The organism is Pedobacter sp. BS3 (assembly GCF_008274585.1).
Lineage (GTDB): Bacteria > Bacteroidota > Bacteroidia > Sphingobacteriales > Sphingobacteriaceae > Hufsiella_A.
In genome coordinates, this window is the sequence record NZ_VTRT01000005.1 from 290,495 (window position 1) to 305,055 (window position 14,561).

The following is a 14,561-nucleotide window of genomic DNA, read 5'->3' on the forward strand; positions in this document are numbered from 1 at the left end:
AATAAGACCATCAAGCTGAAACTTTTGGTAATGCCTGAATAAAGATTTATTTTTGTATATACATAGAAATGATCATTAATAGTGTTTTTAAATTTTAGGATATGAAGTTTGTATTAGAGGTTAAAGAGAGTAAAGTTGAGATGTTGATAGCATTGTTAAATGACTTGCCTTACGTGAAAACTAAGCCTCTTACACCATATAAAGCCAAAGTCCTTGAAGATGTAAAAGAAGCTGTTGATGAATTGAACATGGTGTTAGCTGGTAAACTGGAAGCCCGGGACGCTGATGAATTATTAAATGAGCTATAGGGTTAAGTTTATACCGAAATTTGAAAAAGAGCTGAAGCGGCTCGTCAAAAAGTACCCTTCAATAAAATCTGATTTTTCAGAGCTTCTGCAATCACTTAAACAAGAACCAACTCAGGGAACCTCGTTGGGAAATGGATGTTATAAGATTCGTATGGCTATTTCCAGCAAAGGGAAGGGAAAGTCGGGGGGCGCCAGGATAATTACCTGCTTTAAAATAACACTTGATACTGTCTTCTTATTAACCATTTTTGATAAGAGTGAACAGGAAAATATATCAGATAAAGAACTAAAGGAATTATTGAAATTTATTGAATAATTCCTTTATAAAATGATTTAACTGTAATTTCTCACTGAATCTTTGCAACAGTAGCATATCCGTTGCCAGTTGTCATAAAACGCTATCTTTGTAAGAAACATACCCGATATGGAACAGATAAAGAAATATGTTAATGATAATCGCGACCGCTTTTTAGAAGAATTGTTCTCCCTTTTACGCTGTCCCTCTGTAAGTGCCGATTCAAAGTATAAAGATGATGTGTTAAAAACAGCCGGTTTAGTGGCACAGCGTCTTACGGAGGCCGGAGCAGAAAATGTTGAAGTATGTAAAACAGCAGGGCATCCTATTGTTTACGGCGAAAAAATTATCGATAAAAATAAACCCACGGTATTAGTTTACGGGCATTACGATGTGCAGCCCGCTGACCCACTCGAATTATGGGAGACCCCTCCGTTTGAGCCCACAGTTCGCGATGGCAAAATATTTGCCCGTGGCGCATGCGATGACAAAGGTCAGTTCTATATGCATGTAAAAGCATTTGAGCTGATGATGAGAACCAATACATTGAATAGTAATATCAAATTCATTATCGAGGGCGAAGAGGAAGTAGGTTCATCCAACCTGGAAACTTTTGTCAGGGAAAATAAAGAACGGCTTAAGGCCAATGTCGTGCTGATATCTGATACGGCTATGATTAGTTTGGAGCATCCTTCGCTTGAAACCGGTTTACGGGGATTGGCCTATCTCGAAGTAGAAGTGACGGGCCCGAACCGGGATTTACATTCCGGCGTTTATGGTGGAGCTGTTGCCAACCCGGCTACTATACTGGCAAAAATAATCGCGTCGCTGCACGACGAAAATAATCGTGTTGCTATTCCCGGCTTTTATGACGACGTGGTGGAGTTAAGCAGCGAAGAACGGAAGGCGTTGAATCAGGCTCCGTTTGATGAAAAAGAATATAAAGAAGATTTGGGCATTAAAGAAGTGTGGGGCGAAAAAGGATATACAACCATCGAGCGTACCGGTATCCGGCCAACGTTGGAAGTAAATGGTATTTGGGGCGGCTATATCGGCGAAGGTGCAAAAACCGTATTACCGTCAAAAGCCAGCGCAAAAATATCCATGCGTTTAGTGCCGAACCAGAAATCAAAAAAAATTGAGCAACTATTTAAATCACATATCGAAAAAATTGCTCCGCCGTATGTGCAGGTAAAAGTTACAATACACCATGGTGGCGAACCGGTTGTAACACCAACAGACAGTGTTGCTTACCGGGCCGCGGAAAAAGCTATCGAAGAATCGTTTGGAAAGAAACCCATACCAACAAGGGGAGGAGGCAGCATTCCGATTGTGTCCCTTTTTGAAGAAGTTTTGGGTATTAAAACCGTATTGATGGGCTTTGGTTTAGATAGTGATAACCTACATTCGCCAAATGAAAAGTTTGACATTGCCAATTACTTTAAAGGTATCGAAACCATTCCGTTATTTTATAAATATTATGCCGAATTAAGCCGGTGAGGTTATACGTTGTAGGTTTTACGTTTTAAGTGCCTGCATATTTCATGGTTCATAGCTTATAGTCCGGAAGTTGGAAAAGTTGAGCGCAGCGAAATCCCGATTATTCGGGGTTAGAAAAGACCGGAAGCGGAAAGAGGTAGAAGGTTTAAGGCGTAAGGCGAACAACGAAGGACGAATAGCAAACAACAAACAATTTGGCAATTCAACAATCTCAAATCTCACGTCTCAAATCTCATATCTAATCTAAAAATAAGCATGCCCAATAAGCTCATTAACGAAACTTCGCCCTATCTGTTGCAACACGCACATAACCCGGTAAATTGGTATCCCTGGGGTAATGAAGCCTTGACAAAAGCAAAGGACGCAAATAAGTTGATCCTGGTAAGCATAGGATATTCGGCTTGCCATTGGTGCCATGTGATGGAGCGAGAGAGCTTCGAAAATGAGCAGGTTGCCCGCATCATGAATGAGCATTTTATTTGTATCAAGGTGGATAGGGAAGAGCGGCCGGATATTGATCAGATCTACATGAATGCCGTTCAGCTAATGACGGGTAGTGGCGGTTGGCCGTTAAACTGTTTTTGTTTGCCAGACCAGCGGCCGGTTTATGGCGGAACATATTTCCGGACAGAAGACTGGCAAAATCTCCTGCTAAGTCTGGCGGCATTTTGGCGTGAACGTCCGGACGAGGCCAGAGAATATGCCGAAAGATTAACAGAAGGCATCAATAAGAGTGAAGTTATCTCATTTATTCAGCAGCAGGAAAAATATTCGATAAATGATTTAACAGCGATTTATGAGCCTTGGAAACGGCATTTTGACCCGATTGAAGGAGGTTATAACCGGGCTCCTAAATTCCCATTGCCTAATAACTGGCAATTTATGCTGCGTTATGCTCATCTGCTCAAAGATGAATCAGCAGCCACTGTTACACGCATTACACTCAACAAAATGGCTTATGGAGGCATCTACGATCATATTGGAGGTGGCTTCGCCCGCTATTCGGTAGATGATCGCTGGCATGTGCCGCATTTCGAAAAAATGCTGTACGATAATGCCCAATTGGTCAGCTTATACACCGAAGGCTGGCAGCTTTATAAAGAGGATGAGTATAAGCAGATAGTATATCAAACCCTGGATTGGGTAAAACGTGAAATGCTATCGCCCGAAGGTGGTTTTTATTCGGCTCTTGATGCTGATAGCGAAGGTGTTGAAGGTAAGTTTTATACATTTACTAAGGCTGAGATAGCAGCTATTTTAAAAGACGATTCCGAACTGTTCTGTATTTATTACCACATAACCGAGAAAGGAAACTGGCCTGAAGAACATACTAATGTGCTTTATCGCAGCTTTACCGATGAGGAATTATCGGAGAAGTTGGGAATATCCCTGCCCGAATTACAGGAAAAAATAGGCCAGTCTAAAAAGCAGGTTTTCGCTTATCGCGATAGGCGGGTACACCCCGGATTGGATAATAAAATACTGGCATCGTGGAACGGAATGATGCTTAAAGCTTTTACAGATGCTTACCGTGTATTTGGCGAGCCGGATTTTCTGGATATGGCTTTGACAAATGCCCGTTTTATCACTCAAAAACTTACGTATGATAATTACACTTTACAGCGTACATTTAAGCTCCTGCAATCCGGTTCGCCTATAGCTTTTCTGGATGATTATGCCTTTGTAATTGATGCACTAATAGGTCTGTACGAAGCCACATTTGACGAATGCTGGCTGGAACAGGCCCAAAAATATACCATTAGAGCTAAAGAACTTTTCTTTGATGCTGGAAGCGGCATGTTCTTTTATACGGCTTCAACCGATGAGGCTCTTGTTGCACGTAAATATGAAATCCTCGACAATGTAATTCCCTCGTCTAATTCGGTAATGGCCATCAATTTATATAAGCTGGGTCATTTTTATGACGATGAGTCCTATTTGTCTATGGCCCGTCAAATGCTGGCTAACGTGAAACCCCAGATAAAAAGTTATGGCTCATCTTACTCTAACTGGGCAACTTTATTGTTGTATGAAGTTTTTGGAGTGTATGAAATAGCTATCACAGGAGAACAATGGTCGCAATTTCACAAGGAAATAGAAAAAAACTTTATTCCTAACAAAATTTTATTGGGAGGTAACGCAGGAACATTACCTTTGTTAAGTGATAAATCCGGTTCTGAATCTAAAATATATATCTGTAAAAACAGAACCTGTAAATTGCCCGTTACTAATACAGAGGATGCGATAAAACAAATTTTGAACGAAGGATAAGTGCATTATCCTTATAATCCAACTATATAATGACAATTAAACCTCAAAGCGTAGTGGCGCTTACGTACGATTTGTACACCACAAAAGATGGCGAAAAAGTGTTTGTTGAACAGGCTACCAAAGAAAATCCGTTGGTGTTTTTATACGGTGTAGGTATGATGCTGCCCCGGTTTGAAGAAAATTTAAGCGGTTTAACATCGGGCGATACCTATGATTTTGAACTTGCTGCCGCCGATGCTTATGGCGAGAAGGACGAAAATGCTATTGCAGAGCTTCCCGTAGATATGTTCAAAGGAACAGAGCTTCCTGCTGTTGATTCTATTTTACCTTTACAGGATAACCAGGGAAACCAGTTCAGAGCCCGTGTTGTATCAGTTGATAGCAACGTAGTAGTGGTTGACCTCAATCATCCGATGGCTGGTCAGGATTTGCACTTTAAAGGAGAGATATTAAATGTGCGTGAAGCCACTGCCGATGAGCTTTCTCATGGACATGCTCACGGTATTGATGGCCACGGCGGGCATTAATAATTATCAAATTTTCTTTCGGACGCACAGATTACGGTCTGTGCGTTTTTTATTTTAGCGATGATTAAATAGAATATTTTGCAATCATTTCAGCAGTAACAAGCATGCTTCTTCCGGTTTCAAGGCTGATTAAAGCATAATCAAACCAGCCATCGCAGGCAGTTTTACCCGTTTTCTTGATAGTTATGCTGAATTTTACCCGGCATCCTTTTTCATTCAGGGTTTCAACACCTGTTTCCACAATAAACTCGTCGCCCATAGTTAGCGGTCGTTTGTAATCAACATACGCGGTTTTTACAACCCAGCCATAGCCCTGTTTCATAAACTCTTCCATGGGCATACCGTAAAAGCGCTCCATCTGTTCATAACGGGCAGCTAATACGTAATCAAAATATTTGCTGTTATGTACGTGCTGAAACATGTCAATATCGTCAGGACGCACCCTGAATTCACTTTTAAACTTGCTAAAACTCATAATGCGAATATACACTATTGAAATTTGCTGATTTTGCTTTTTTCCTTTTGGCTTAACATTAGTAAGTTTGGTTGCAATAAATTACTGAAATGAAAATACAAATAATTAACGGGCCTAACTTAAATCTTCTCGGCATCCGCGAAAAATCCATATATGGCGACGGCGATTTTGAAAGCTATTATGCACAGTTACAGGAACAATATCCGCAGGTTAATTTTGCCTACTTTCAAAGCAATGTAGAGGGCGAAATTATTAATAAGCTGCATGAAACAGGATTCAGCTTTGATGGTATTATTATTAATGCCGGTGGCTATACACATACCTCGGTGGCTATTGCAGATGCCATTGCCGCTATTAAAACTCCGGTAGTTGAAGTGCATATTTCAAATATTTATGCCCGTGAAGAATACCGGCATATATCTCTTACAGGAAAAAACTGTAAAGGCGTGTTAACAGGTTTTGGTCTGGATGGCTATCGTCTGGCTTTAGAAAGTCTTCTTAAATAAAAAGTTATGCATGTACATGTACTTCAGCATGTTCCATTTGAAGGTTTAGGTTACATTACCGGATGGCTGAATGCCCATTGGCATAAGGTTTCAGTAACCCCATTATGGGAAGAGCGTTTTTCTTTTCCATCGCTGGATGATGTTGACGTTTTAATTATAATGGGCGGCCCTATGGGAGTGTATGAAGAAAACCTGTACTCCTGGCTGAAACCTGAAAAACAGTTTATACGTGATGCCATAAATAGCAATAAAAAAGTTTTAGGGATATGTTTGGGCGCTCAACTCATAGCGGCGGCTTTAGGGGCACCGGTATACCCAAATCCTGAAAAAGAGATAGGGTGGTGGCCGGTTAACACCAGCTCAACATTCTCTGCTTGGTTAGGTAAAGATATCCTGTTACCGGATAAGGTTTTCCATTGGCATGGTGATACTTTTGACCTGCCGGACGGAGCAGTGAATCATATCTCATCAGTGGTATGCAAAAACCAGTTGTTCACTATTGGCGAAAATATTGCCGGAATCCAGTTTCACCTGGAAGTTACTCCACAAACCATGCAGGCTATGCTAACTCATTGCGCTGGCGAATTATCGAAAAGCGGAATGTACATTCAGTCTCCTGCGACTATCGCCGATGCTTCTGACAATTTCGAGCAATCCAACAGATTAATGTCTACAATATTAGAGAAGCTTGTTGATGCATGATTCAGGCGGTTGAAATAAAAAATATAGAAATTTTTCGCTGAATTTAAAGAAAAATTTCTATATTTGGGTATGGGAAAGAAAATAAGTCATACTCGTAAAACAGGCCGCAAATACATCGATGCAGATGCAAATCCAAAGCTCCCCATGGTAGCAGAAAGCGCTGTGGCTTATAACGCATTTCCATCGTCTGCCAGGGCAAAGCTCAAAATTGCCCACATTAATTTAGAAGCCTACCAGGGGCTGTCATCTAATCCAATAGAAATGTTAACCCGCTCAAAAGAGGGCCTCAAGGCAAAAGCAGCTCTTGATTTTCTTCATTTATCCGGGTTTTCGCCCGAAGAATTCCAGGAAACGTTTAAAACTACAGTAAAAACCATTCAAAATTATGTAGTTCAGGATTTAAAGCTTGATGCCGCTTTAAGTGAGAAGCTCCTAAAATCTTTCGCCTTATTCGCAAAAGGTATAGAAGTGTTTGGGGCTGCACAAACGTTCTATCATTGGTTAAATGTACCAGCTTACGGTTTGGGCAATCAAATTCCTTATCATTTAATGGATACCGTTACAGGTTTAACATTGATAGAAGAAGAATTGATCCGCATTGAGCACGGTGATCTGGCATAAGTAAGTATGTTTGTATACCGTATTGTACTGGAAAAATTTTCGGGTAGCCTAAAAGCCTCGGGAAGGGCAGCCCGTTGGAATCCCAACGATATAGAGATGATTTACGCAGCCTCATCCCGGTCATTGGCCTGTCTGGAGAATGTGGTGCATCGTACTCAGCTCGGATTAAACCAATTGTTTAGCGTCATGACTATTGAAATTAATGATAAGCTGAAGCAGGAAACCATTAGTTTAACTGATCTGCCCAAAGATTGGAGAGAATTTTATCACATGTCTTTAACGCAGCAACTCGGTGAAAAATGGATCAGAGCGGGCAAAACGGCTGTGTTAAAGGTTCCTTCATCCATTATTGAAGAGGAAGCAAATTATCTTATCAATCCTAATCATCAGGATTTTGCTTCAATAAAACTCATCAACACAGAACCTTTTACGTTTGATAAAAGAATAAAATCGTAATCGATTATAAAGGTTTTTAAATTAAACAAGCTGCAATTTCAAAGAATTTTGTTTCTTTGTGCAGCTAAAAAATGACTCCGTAGCTCAGTTGGTAGAGCAACTGACTCTTAATCAGTGGGTCGAGAGTTCGAGCCTCTCCGGGGTCACAAAAAATCAAACACTTACAACGCCAGATTGTAAGTGTTTTTTATTTACAAAGAGTTATGGTTTTACGCCTGATGGTAACGGTTGCGGTGTAGTGGTTGGGCCGTTAACGGTAAGCACACCATTTTTATCAATATACATGCGATCTATGAAAACCACACGCTTGTTACCGGTTTGTGTAGTGCGACCATGATATACGCAGAACATTTCTTTGCCATCGGGCGAGAAGGTAATGCTGTTATGGCCGGTTCCGCTAACTGTGCCGCCATTGTTTGTATTTTTCTGTAAAACCGGGTTGTTGGCGGCTTTGGTAAAAGGCCCTAACGGGTTTTTCGATGTGGCGTAGCCCACAGCATAATTTTCGCCGCCAAAATGGTTGGCGGAATACATGATATAATAGGTGTTATCGTGCTTAAACGTCACTGATCCTTCTGTCCAGCGGCGGTTTACTTCGTGCGAAGTAACTGAGCGGCTTTCCCATTCAGCTTGTTTATCATTCATGCTAACCGGCGGACGCAATAGCAATACCGGCTCGCCAATAATGCCGCTGAAATCAGCTTTAAGCTCAACGCCATAAACCCAGCTTTCCTCAATCTCATCATACCAGCCTTTTTTCTTGGCCCAATCGGCAACTTCACTTTTAACCGGGTGCTTGTAGCAGCAGCGGGAATAGTACAGGTACATTTTGCCATTGGTATCGAAAAAAACATTGGCGTCAATTACGGGATAACCGGGATCAAAAAGCGGTTTATCCGAAATATCCTTAAACGGCCCTGTAGGACTATCGGCTACAGCCACGCCAATTTTAAAGTTCTCTTCTTCCTGTGTGGGATTTACCTTCCATTGTGCGCTGAAAAATAAATAGTATTTGTTTTTAACCTGGTACACTTCAGGGGCCCAGAACGAATGAACGCCCCAGCCGTTTTTGCCATTATATACCTGTCCTTTGTATTCCCAGGTCACCATATCGGTAGACGAGTAGGCAGAAAATCCGTCGACAGCGCCACCGCCGGTTCCATACATGTAATAAATTCCGCTGTTTTTATCATGTAAAATATAAGGATCGCCGAATTTTACAGGCAATGGATTGGTATATGTTTTCTGGGCGAATACCGGTAAGGATGCTGTAAATAACAGCAAATACAATACAATAGTTTTCATTATGATAATGCGTAAAGTTCTTCGCGTTGTTTTTGCACCACTTCGCTATCGATGTATTCATCGTAGCTCATTAGCTTATCTATAATGCCACCCGGTGTAAGCTCAATAATACGATTGGCAACCGTTTGGGTAAGCTCGTGGTCACGTGAGGTAAACAGAATAGTTCCGCGGAAATCGTTCATGCCGTTATTCAATGCCGTAATAGATTCCAGGTCGAGGTGGTTGGTAGGTTCATCAAACAAAAGCACATTGGCCTGTTGCAGCATCATCCGCGAAAACATGCAGCGCATTTTTTCACCTCCGGATAAAACCGAGCATTTTTTCAATACCTCTTCACCAGAGAACAGCATGCGGCCCAGGAAGCCACGGATAAATTGTTCATCCTTTTCAGCAGCCGAATACTCACGCAGCCAGTCAATCAGGTTATCGTTTTTACCTTCAAAATAAGATGAAGTATCATTTGGAATATCAGCGATATTGATAGTGACGCCCCATTTAAACTCGCCTGAATAATCCTTATCTCTGCCGGTTAAAATATCGTAAAATGCCGATGTGGCTAAGCTGTTTTCAGAAAGTACGGCAATCTTATCACCTTTGTTCACCATCAGGCTGATATCAGAGAACAACAGCTCACCGTTAACCTCTTTACGCAGGTTTTCTATCTGCAATATCTGGTCGCCGGCCTCACGACCCTGGTTGTTAAATAAAATAGCCGGGTATTTGCGGTTAGAAGGTTTAATCTCCTCCAGGTTGATTTTATCCAAAGCCTTTTTACGACTGGTTGCCTGTCGCGATTTGGAGGCATTGGCGCTAAACCGCCTGATAAATTCCTGTAGCTCTTTCACCTTATCTTCCAGCTTTTTATTCTGGTCAGCACGTTGCCGCAGTGCAAGCTGGCTCGACTCGTACCAGAACGTATAGTTACCGGTGTAAATAGTCATCTTGCCAAAGTCAATATCCACCACATGCGTACAGACCGTGTCTAAAAAGTGCCTGTCGTGCGATACCACCAGGATAATTCCCTCGTATCCTGCCAGAAAATCTTCCAGCCAGGCGATGGTATGAATATCCAGGTCATTGGTTGGCTCATCCAGCAGCAGGATGTCAGGTTTGCCAAATAATGCCTGAGCCAGTAAAACCCGCACCTTTTCATTTCCATCCAGCTCTTTCAGCAGCTTGTAATGCGCATCCTCTTTAATGCCCAGGTTACTCAATAGGGTCGCCGCATCGCTTTCGGCATTCCAGCCGTCCATTTCGGCAAAAATGGTTTCCAGTTCGCCGGCCCGCTCACCATCCTTTTCAGTAAAGTCGGCTTTGGCATACAGCGCATCTTTTTCTTTCATCACATCATACAACTCCTTATGCCCGATCAAAACGGCTTCAATAACCGGAGATTCGTCAAATTCGTAGTGATTCTGCTTTAAAACAGCCATGCGCTCGCCCGGCGTAAAGCTTACCGAGCCGGTTGTCGGGTCAACCTCTCCCGAAAGGATTTTCAGGAACGTAGATTTCCCGGCACCGTTAGCGCCAATAATACCATAACAGTTGCCCTGCGTAAATTTCAGGTTAACTTCTTCAAAAAGTGTCCGTTTGCCGTAGCGTAATGAGAGATTCGATACCGTAATCATATCCCGCAAAGATACGCTTTTATAGAGACATGAGTTGTGGTAGCTTATTTTGATCCCGAATAATCGGGATTTCGCTTCGCTCAACTTTTAACTTTTAACTTTTGAATTTAGCGATGGGCGTGTCCCTTTGCATTTTTGCGTCTCCCTCTTTTCCCATCCCACAAAATGCAAGCGGGCCGGGCTGTCCGCTATTACTCCTCGCTCCTTCGTCGCTGTGGGGTAGCCGCTTCCATCCCTCACGCAAAAGCCATTGCCATAGCAGGTGGACTCAACTTATATGTACTGTATTTCTGCTTTCTACTTCTAACTTTCTACTTTTGACTTTCAACTTTTAACTCGTCCATCGTGCTTCTGCAACAACTTGAACATACCTTAACAAAAAGCAAAATGGTCAAACTGGCTGCTATAGCGGGTAATGATAGCCTGAGTTTGCCGGAATTGCTGGATATGTGCTTTTATCACCGCACTGAAATTGCGTTCAGGGCAGCCTGGATACTGGAACATGTTACAACGCATTACCCGGAACGTTTTGTACCTTATCTTGCTGATTTTCTGAGCCGGTATCCGAAGCAGCAAAACCCAAGCTGCCAGCGACATTTTACCAATATCCTAATTTTCCTGACGGGCAACCGGGCTGAAAAGAAAGGTATCCGGCTTACCGGGTATGATATGCTGCCTATTGTAGAAACCACGTTTAACTGGCTGATAGCTGTTGATACAGCCATTGCAGTTAAAGCCAATTGTATGGAGGTGTTATACAATTTAAGGCATACTGCCGACTGGATTACCGAAGAATTACATCAGCAACTGCTATTCTTACAACGCGATGGCGGTCCGGCCATTCAAAGCCGGAGCCGTAAGATTATGGAAAAGCTTAATGGTTAATCAGGGATTGCAAATCCCTGGTTATTAGCGGCGGGATTACAAATCCCGCCGAGCGAAGTTTAAACAACTTTAATGATTTTGCGGGTTGTTAGCCGCCTTATTTATTTCAATGATAACAGTAACTCGTCCAGGTTTCCCAAAGCCATGGTGAAACCTTCCTTAAAGCCCATTTTTATTATCAGTTCAATGTCCTCGAAACTGTCGTGCTGTAACGTGACGTTTACAGTTGTAATGCCGTTATCTTCGGTAAAGATGTTTGTCCAGAAAGAGCGTGGTTTTCCCGTGTTTTCGTTCCCGTTTTCATCGCAAAATGCATCCAGCCAGGATAACTGTTTTTGGGGTTCAATCTTTTTATAATCGGCTTTACACCAATGTTTTTCATTTTCAGGACTAATCATGGCGTATAGCCACGTGCCGCCTACGCGGAAATCCATCGATTTGGTTTCGGTGCGATAGGGTTTTGGCGCCCACCATTGGTCAAGGATTTCGGGCTTTGTCCAGGCATCCCAGACCAATGTAAGATTAGCTGCAAATTCACGCGTTGCGTTAATGGTGTTGTTTTCCTGGTTTACAGAAAAATCAAATTTAAGATTCGGATTCATTTTCATTTAATTTCTTAGTGATCAATAATTTAGCTCAATTCTTTTCAACATAATCCCGCAACAAGGTACCGATAAGCGCTGTCCAGCCTTCCATAAAACTTTCTTTGGCAAAAGCGCTTACCGCAGGGAATGTTTCCAAACCGGCATGCATGAGCTTGATATGCGTTTTATCGCCATCGGCTTGTAGCTTGTACGTTACGTATGAAATTCCTTCAAAACCTTCGTATCGCCAGCTATATGCTAATTTGACAGGTTCCTGTACTTCGGTGACCACACATTTATGAAGGTAATCTTCGCCTTCTTTTCCCTTGCCCCAAAACTCAAATTCGAAGCCGACTTTTGCTTCAAAATTTTTGATATCAAAAGACCATTCACGCAAAGCCTCTGCATTGGTGAGCGCTTCCCAAACGGTTTGTAAAGGCGCATCGAACGTTCTTTCTATAACAATTGGCCCATGTTGCTTTTTTTGCAATAAATATTCCTCAAGCCTTTCAATGTTTTGTTTTTGACCTTCGTCCGCTTTGTGCGTTTTAATTATAATTTCACGCATTTCCGCGGTATCAAATAACATGGTCCAGTCTATCTGGGTTTCTTCGCCCACAGCTTCAAAAAGAACCGCGGTAATGAAATGCGGGTTGAAGTGCTCAAACACGATTTTCTTAAACGGGATAATTTCCTTGAAAATACTGCGGTTGGGATAGTCTGTGCCATCCGGCCCGTGTAGGGTTAATTTCCATTCTCCTCCTTCTTTAAAATCCAGGGTATGAATGGTAGAGGTAAAGCCTTTTGGTCCCCACCAATGTATAATATATTCAGGCCGGGTCCAGACATCCCAAACCAAAGCTACCGGAGCTTTAACGGTTTTGGTGATTCGCATTTCCCTGTTTTCTGTTTCGCTCATGTTATTTTATTTATTGTTTTGAATTTTCGCTAAATATTTGTCCAGGTTATCAAAGCGGTCTTCCCAGATTTTCCGGAATTGCTCCAGCCATTGGTCAATCTCTTTCATTTTCCGGACTTGAAGCTGGTAGTAAATTTCCCTGCCTTGTTGTTTTGGGGCAATTAATTCGCATTCTGTTAAAATGCGAAGATGCTTTGAAACCGCCTGCCGCGTTGTGTCAAAGTGTTCGGCAATGGCGTTGGGTGTCATCGCCTGCATGGCAATAAGTGTAATGATTGCCCGCCTTGTCGGGTCGGCTATAGCCTGAAAAATATCTCTTCTCATGTTAAAAAGAAACCAATTGGTTGCAAATATATGTGCAACTATTTGGTTTCGCAAATTTTTCTAAAAATCTTTTGGGTAAAGGTTCAGGCTTAAACTTAAGCGAGTGGGGGAATGGGGGTAACGAGGAATTGCAAATTCCTGGTTATTAGCGACGGGATTATAAATTAGGAGTGTTCGAAACCTTAAAAATCACTAAAAGTAAGGCGAGCTTATCTGCAAAAATGCTCGAAACAGACGGCTTTTCATTGGCTTTTGTTAGATGAATAATGCTTTCTGTATAAGGTTTCGAACACATGTGATTATAAATCCCGTCGAGCGAGGTTTATTCACGGATAAAAGAAACCATAAATAGCAGTGCTACTCCGCATAGCTAAACAAGACATCGTCGTCAGTGCTGCATGGGCGTATTTACAAACGCAGACAGCGTTCTGAACGCTGTCTGCGTTATAGTTATAGCATTGGCCCGACCTATCTAAACCGGGATGGGAGCGGATACCGGCCTTGTGCGTAATGCTTGCAGGCGTATGAGCGTACAGCCGGGCTACCGGAACCAATAATTTGCAGGCCCTGCTTTTCAAAAAATAAATTAATGGCGTCCCATAAGGCCACGTAATTGTTCCAGGCTCATGTCTTCGTAGCCGCCCGGTACAGAGAATGTACCTGCCGGTACTTTCTGGCTTTTGATTTCCTTTACTGTGGCCTGAATGCCCAACCCATTCTGAAAGGAGTTGAATTTTAACGGTACGCCGAGCGAAGCATCAAAAAACTGTGTGAGTGAATTTTGCGGCGTACTGATGTCCTTGGTGAACCAGGCATCGAACGTTTGCCCGGATTTTTTCTCAGTTACCTGGTATTTCTGCGCTTTGTATCCGGCAATAGTCTGGGTTTCGGTGGTTGGCTTAACATTCATCTCAGGCCATTTATCCTGCATCTGTTCACGGTCTGCGGGAGTAATATTTACTGAATATTTTTTACTCATCATGGGTATATCCAATAATAAATGCTGATAGCCGGTTTTGGCATTCATTAGGGTAACAGACGACGACATTTGTGATTTTGCAACGGTGCTGGCAGAATCGCCTTTAAAATATACCTGCATTTCGGTTGGAAACATGCCGGCCATTTGCTGCATCTGCGTGGGCAGCTGCCATTCAACCTGGTAGGTAATAAGGCCCTCGTTAAGAGCGGTTTGCGCAAAGGTGCCACAGGCGAAGCAGGTATAAATTAAACTTAAAACAATTTTTCTCATGCTGAT

17 protein-coding genes and 1 tRNA gene are annotated in these 14,561 nt (G+C 42.3%); 11 read left to right on the forward strand and 7 right to left on the reverse strand.

Translation table 11 applies throughout. The features are described from left to right. The first annotated feature begins 101 nt into the window (after positions 1 to 101). From FW774_RS14725 to FW774_RS14745, 5 genes are all read left to right on the forward strand, one after another. Positions 102 to 308 carry a hypothetical protein gene (locus FW774_RS14725; protein ID WP_149348964.1) on the forward strand — a complete coding sequence of 69 codons (207 nt, stop codon included), beginning with the start codon at positions 102 to 104 and terminating at the stop codon, positions 306 to 308. After that, entirely contained in the window at positions 298 to 624 is a 327-nt protein-coding gene (locus tag FW774_RS14730) for a type II toxin-antitoxin system RelE/ParE family toxin (RefSeq protein WP_149348965.1), read from the forward strand. The genes FW774_RS14725 and FW774_RS14730 overlap by 11 nt, the downstream gene beginning before the upstream one ends. Before the next feature lie 108 nt (positions 625 to 732). Next, complete coding sequence (locus FW774_RS14735; RefSeq protein ID WP_149348966.1) at positions 733 to 2,103, forward strand: dipeptidase; 1,371 nt, start codon at positions 733 to 735, stop codon at positions 2,101 to 2,103. Between the two features lie 255 nt (positions 2,104 to 2,358). After that, positions 2,359 to 4,374: a thioredoxin domain-containing protein gene (locus FW774_RS14740; RefSeq protein WP_149348967.1), complete on the forward strand. Its 2,016-nt coding sequence runs from the start codon at positions 2,359 to 2,361 to the stop codon at positions 4,372 to 4,374. Positions 4,375 to 4,403: 29 nt separating this feature from the next. Next, complete coding sequence (locus FW774_RS14745; RefSeq protein WP_149348968.1) at positions 4,404 to 4,901, forward strand: peptidylprolyl isomerase; 498 nt, start codon at positions 4,404 to 4,406, stop codon at positions 4,899 to 4,901. Positions 4,902 to 4,965: 64 nt separating this feature from the next. On the opposite strand, the gene FW774_RS14750 is transcribed toward FW774_RS14745, so the two are convergent. Then, on the reverse strand, positions 4,966 to 5,376 hold the full coding sequence (locus FW774_RS14750; protein ID WP_149348969.1) for an acyl-CoA thioesterase: 411 nt from the start codon (positions 5,374 to 5,376) through the stop codon (positions 4,966 to 4,968). A gap of 89 nt (positions 5,377 to 5,465) precedes the next feature. Here FW774_RS14750 and aroQ point away from each other — a divergent pair, with 89 nt between their 5' ends. The 5 genes from aroQ (at position 5,466) to FW774_RS14775 (ending at position 7,807) form a co-directional block, all read left to right on the forward strand. Further along, entirely contained in the window at positions 5,466 to 5,882 is a 417-nt protein-coding gene (aroQ, locus tag FW774_RS14755) for a type II 3-dehydroquinate dehydratase (protein ID WP_149348970.1), read from the forward strand. Positions 5,883 to 5,888: 6 nt separating this feature from the next. Further along, positions 5,889 to 6,584: a type 1 glutamine amidotransferase gene (locus FW774_RS14760; protein WP_149348971.1), complete on the forward strand. Its 696-nt coding sequence runs from the start codon at positions 5,889 to 5,891 to the stop codon at positions 6,582 to 6,584. A 69-nt stretch (positions 6,585 to 6,653) separates the two neighbouring features. Then, entirely contained in the window at positions 6,654 to 7,205 is a 552-nt protein-coding gene (locus FW774_RS14765; protein ID WP_242457843.1) for an antitoxin Xre/MbcA/ParS toxin-binding domain-containing protein, read from the forward strand. Between the two features lie 6 nt (positions 7,206 to 7,211). Next, positions 7,212 to 7,661, forward strand: coding sequence for an RES family NAD+ phosphorylase (locus FW774_RS14770; RefSeq protein ID WP_149348972.1), 450 nt, complete (start codon positions 7,212 to 7,214; stop codon positions 7,659 to 7,661). Between the two features lie 73 nt (positions 7,662 to 7,734). Beyond that, positions 7,735 to 7,807 (forward strand) — tRNA-Lys (locus FW774_RS14775). 55 nt (positions 7,808 to 7,862) lie between these two features. On the opposite strand, the gene FW774_RS14780 is transcribed toward FW774_RS14775, so the two are convergent. Further along, entirely contained in the window at positions 7,863 to 8,966 is a 1,104-nt protein-coding gene (locus FW774_RS14780; protein ID WP_149348973.1) for a glycoside hydrolase family 43 protein, read from the reverse strand. Beyond that, complete coding sequence (locus tag FW774_RS14785; RefSeq protein ID WP_149348974.1) at positions 8,966 to 10,594, reverse strand: ABC-F family ATP-binding cassette domain-containing protein; 1,629 nt, start codon at positions 10,592 to 10,594, stop codon at positions 8,966 to 8,968. Before FW774_RS14785 ends, FW774_RS14780 begins: the two co-directional genes overlap by 1 nt. Positions 10,595 to 10,981: 387 nt before the next feature. On the opposite strand from FW774_RS14785, the gene FW774_RS14790 reads away from it, so the two are divergent. Continuing rightward, a complete protein-coding gene (locus FW774_RS14790) occupies positions 10,982 to 11,479 on the forward strand; it encodes a hypothetical protein (protein WP_149348975.1) in 498 nt (165 codons plus the stop codon). Between the two features lie 101 nt (positions 11,480 to 11,580). Here FW774_RS14790 and FW774_RS14795 read toward each other — a convergent pair whose 3' ends face one another. From FW774_RS14795 to FW774_RS14810, 4 genes are all read right to left on the reverse strand, one after another. Beyond that, positions 11,581 to 12,081 carry an SRPBCC domain-containing protein gene (locus FW774_RS14795; RefSeq protein WP_149348976.1) on the reverse strand — a complete coding sequence of 167 codons (501 nt, stop codon included), beginning with the start codon at positions 12,079 to 12,081 and terminating at the stop codon, positions 11,581 to 11,583. A 34-nt stretch (positions 12,082 to 12,115) separates the two neighbouring features. Then, positions 12,116 to 12,982: an SRPBCC family protein gene (locus tag FW774_RS14800; protein ID WP_149348977.1), complete on the reverse strand. Its 867-nt coding sequence runs from the start codon at positions 12,980 to 12,982 to the stop codon at positions 12,116 to 12,118. A 6-nt stretch (positions 12,983 to 12,988) separates the two neighbouring features. Next, the gene (locus tag FW774_RS14805; RefSeq protein WP_149348978.1) at positions 12,989 to 13,306 is read right to left on the reverse strand and encodes an ArsR/SmtB family transcription factor; all 318 of its coding nucleotides are present in this window, start codon (positions 13,304 to 13,306) and stop codon (positions 12,989 to 12,991) included. Between the two features lie 586 nt (positions 13,307 to 13,892). Continuing rightward, the gene (locus FW774_RS14810; RefSeq protein WP_149348979.1) at positions 13,893 to 14,555 is read right to left on the reverse strand and encodes a DUF4412 domain-containing protein; all 663 of its coding nucleotides are present in this window, start codon (positions 14,553 to 14,555) and stop codon (positions 13,893 to 13,895) included. Between the last annotated feature and the right edge of the window lie 6 nt (positions 14,556 to 14,561).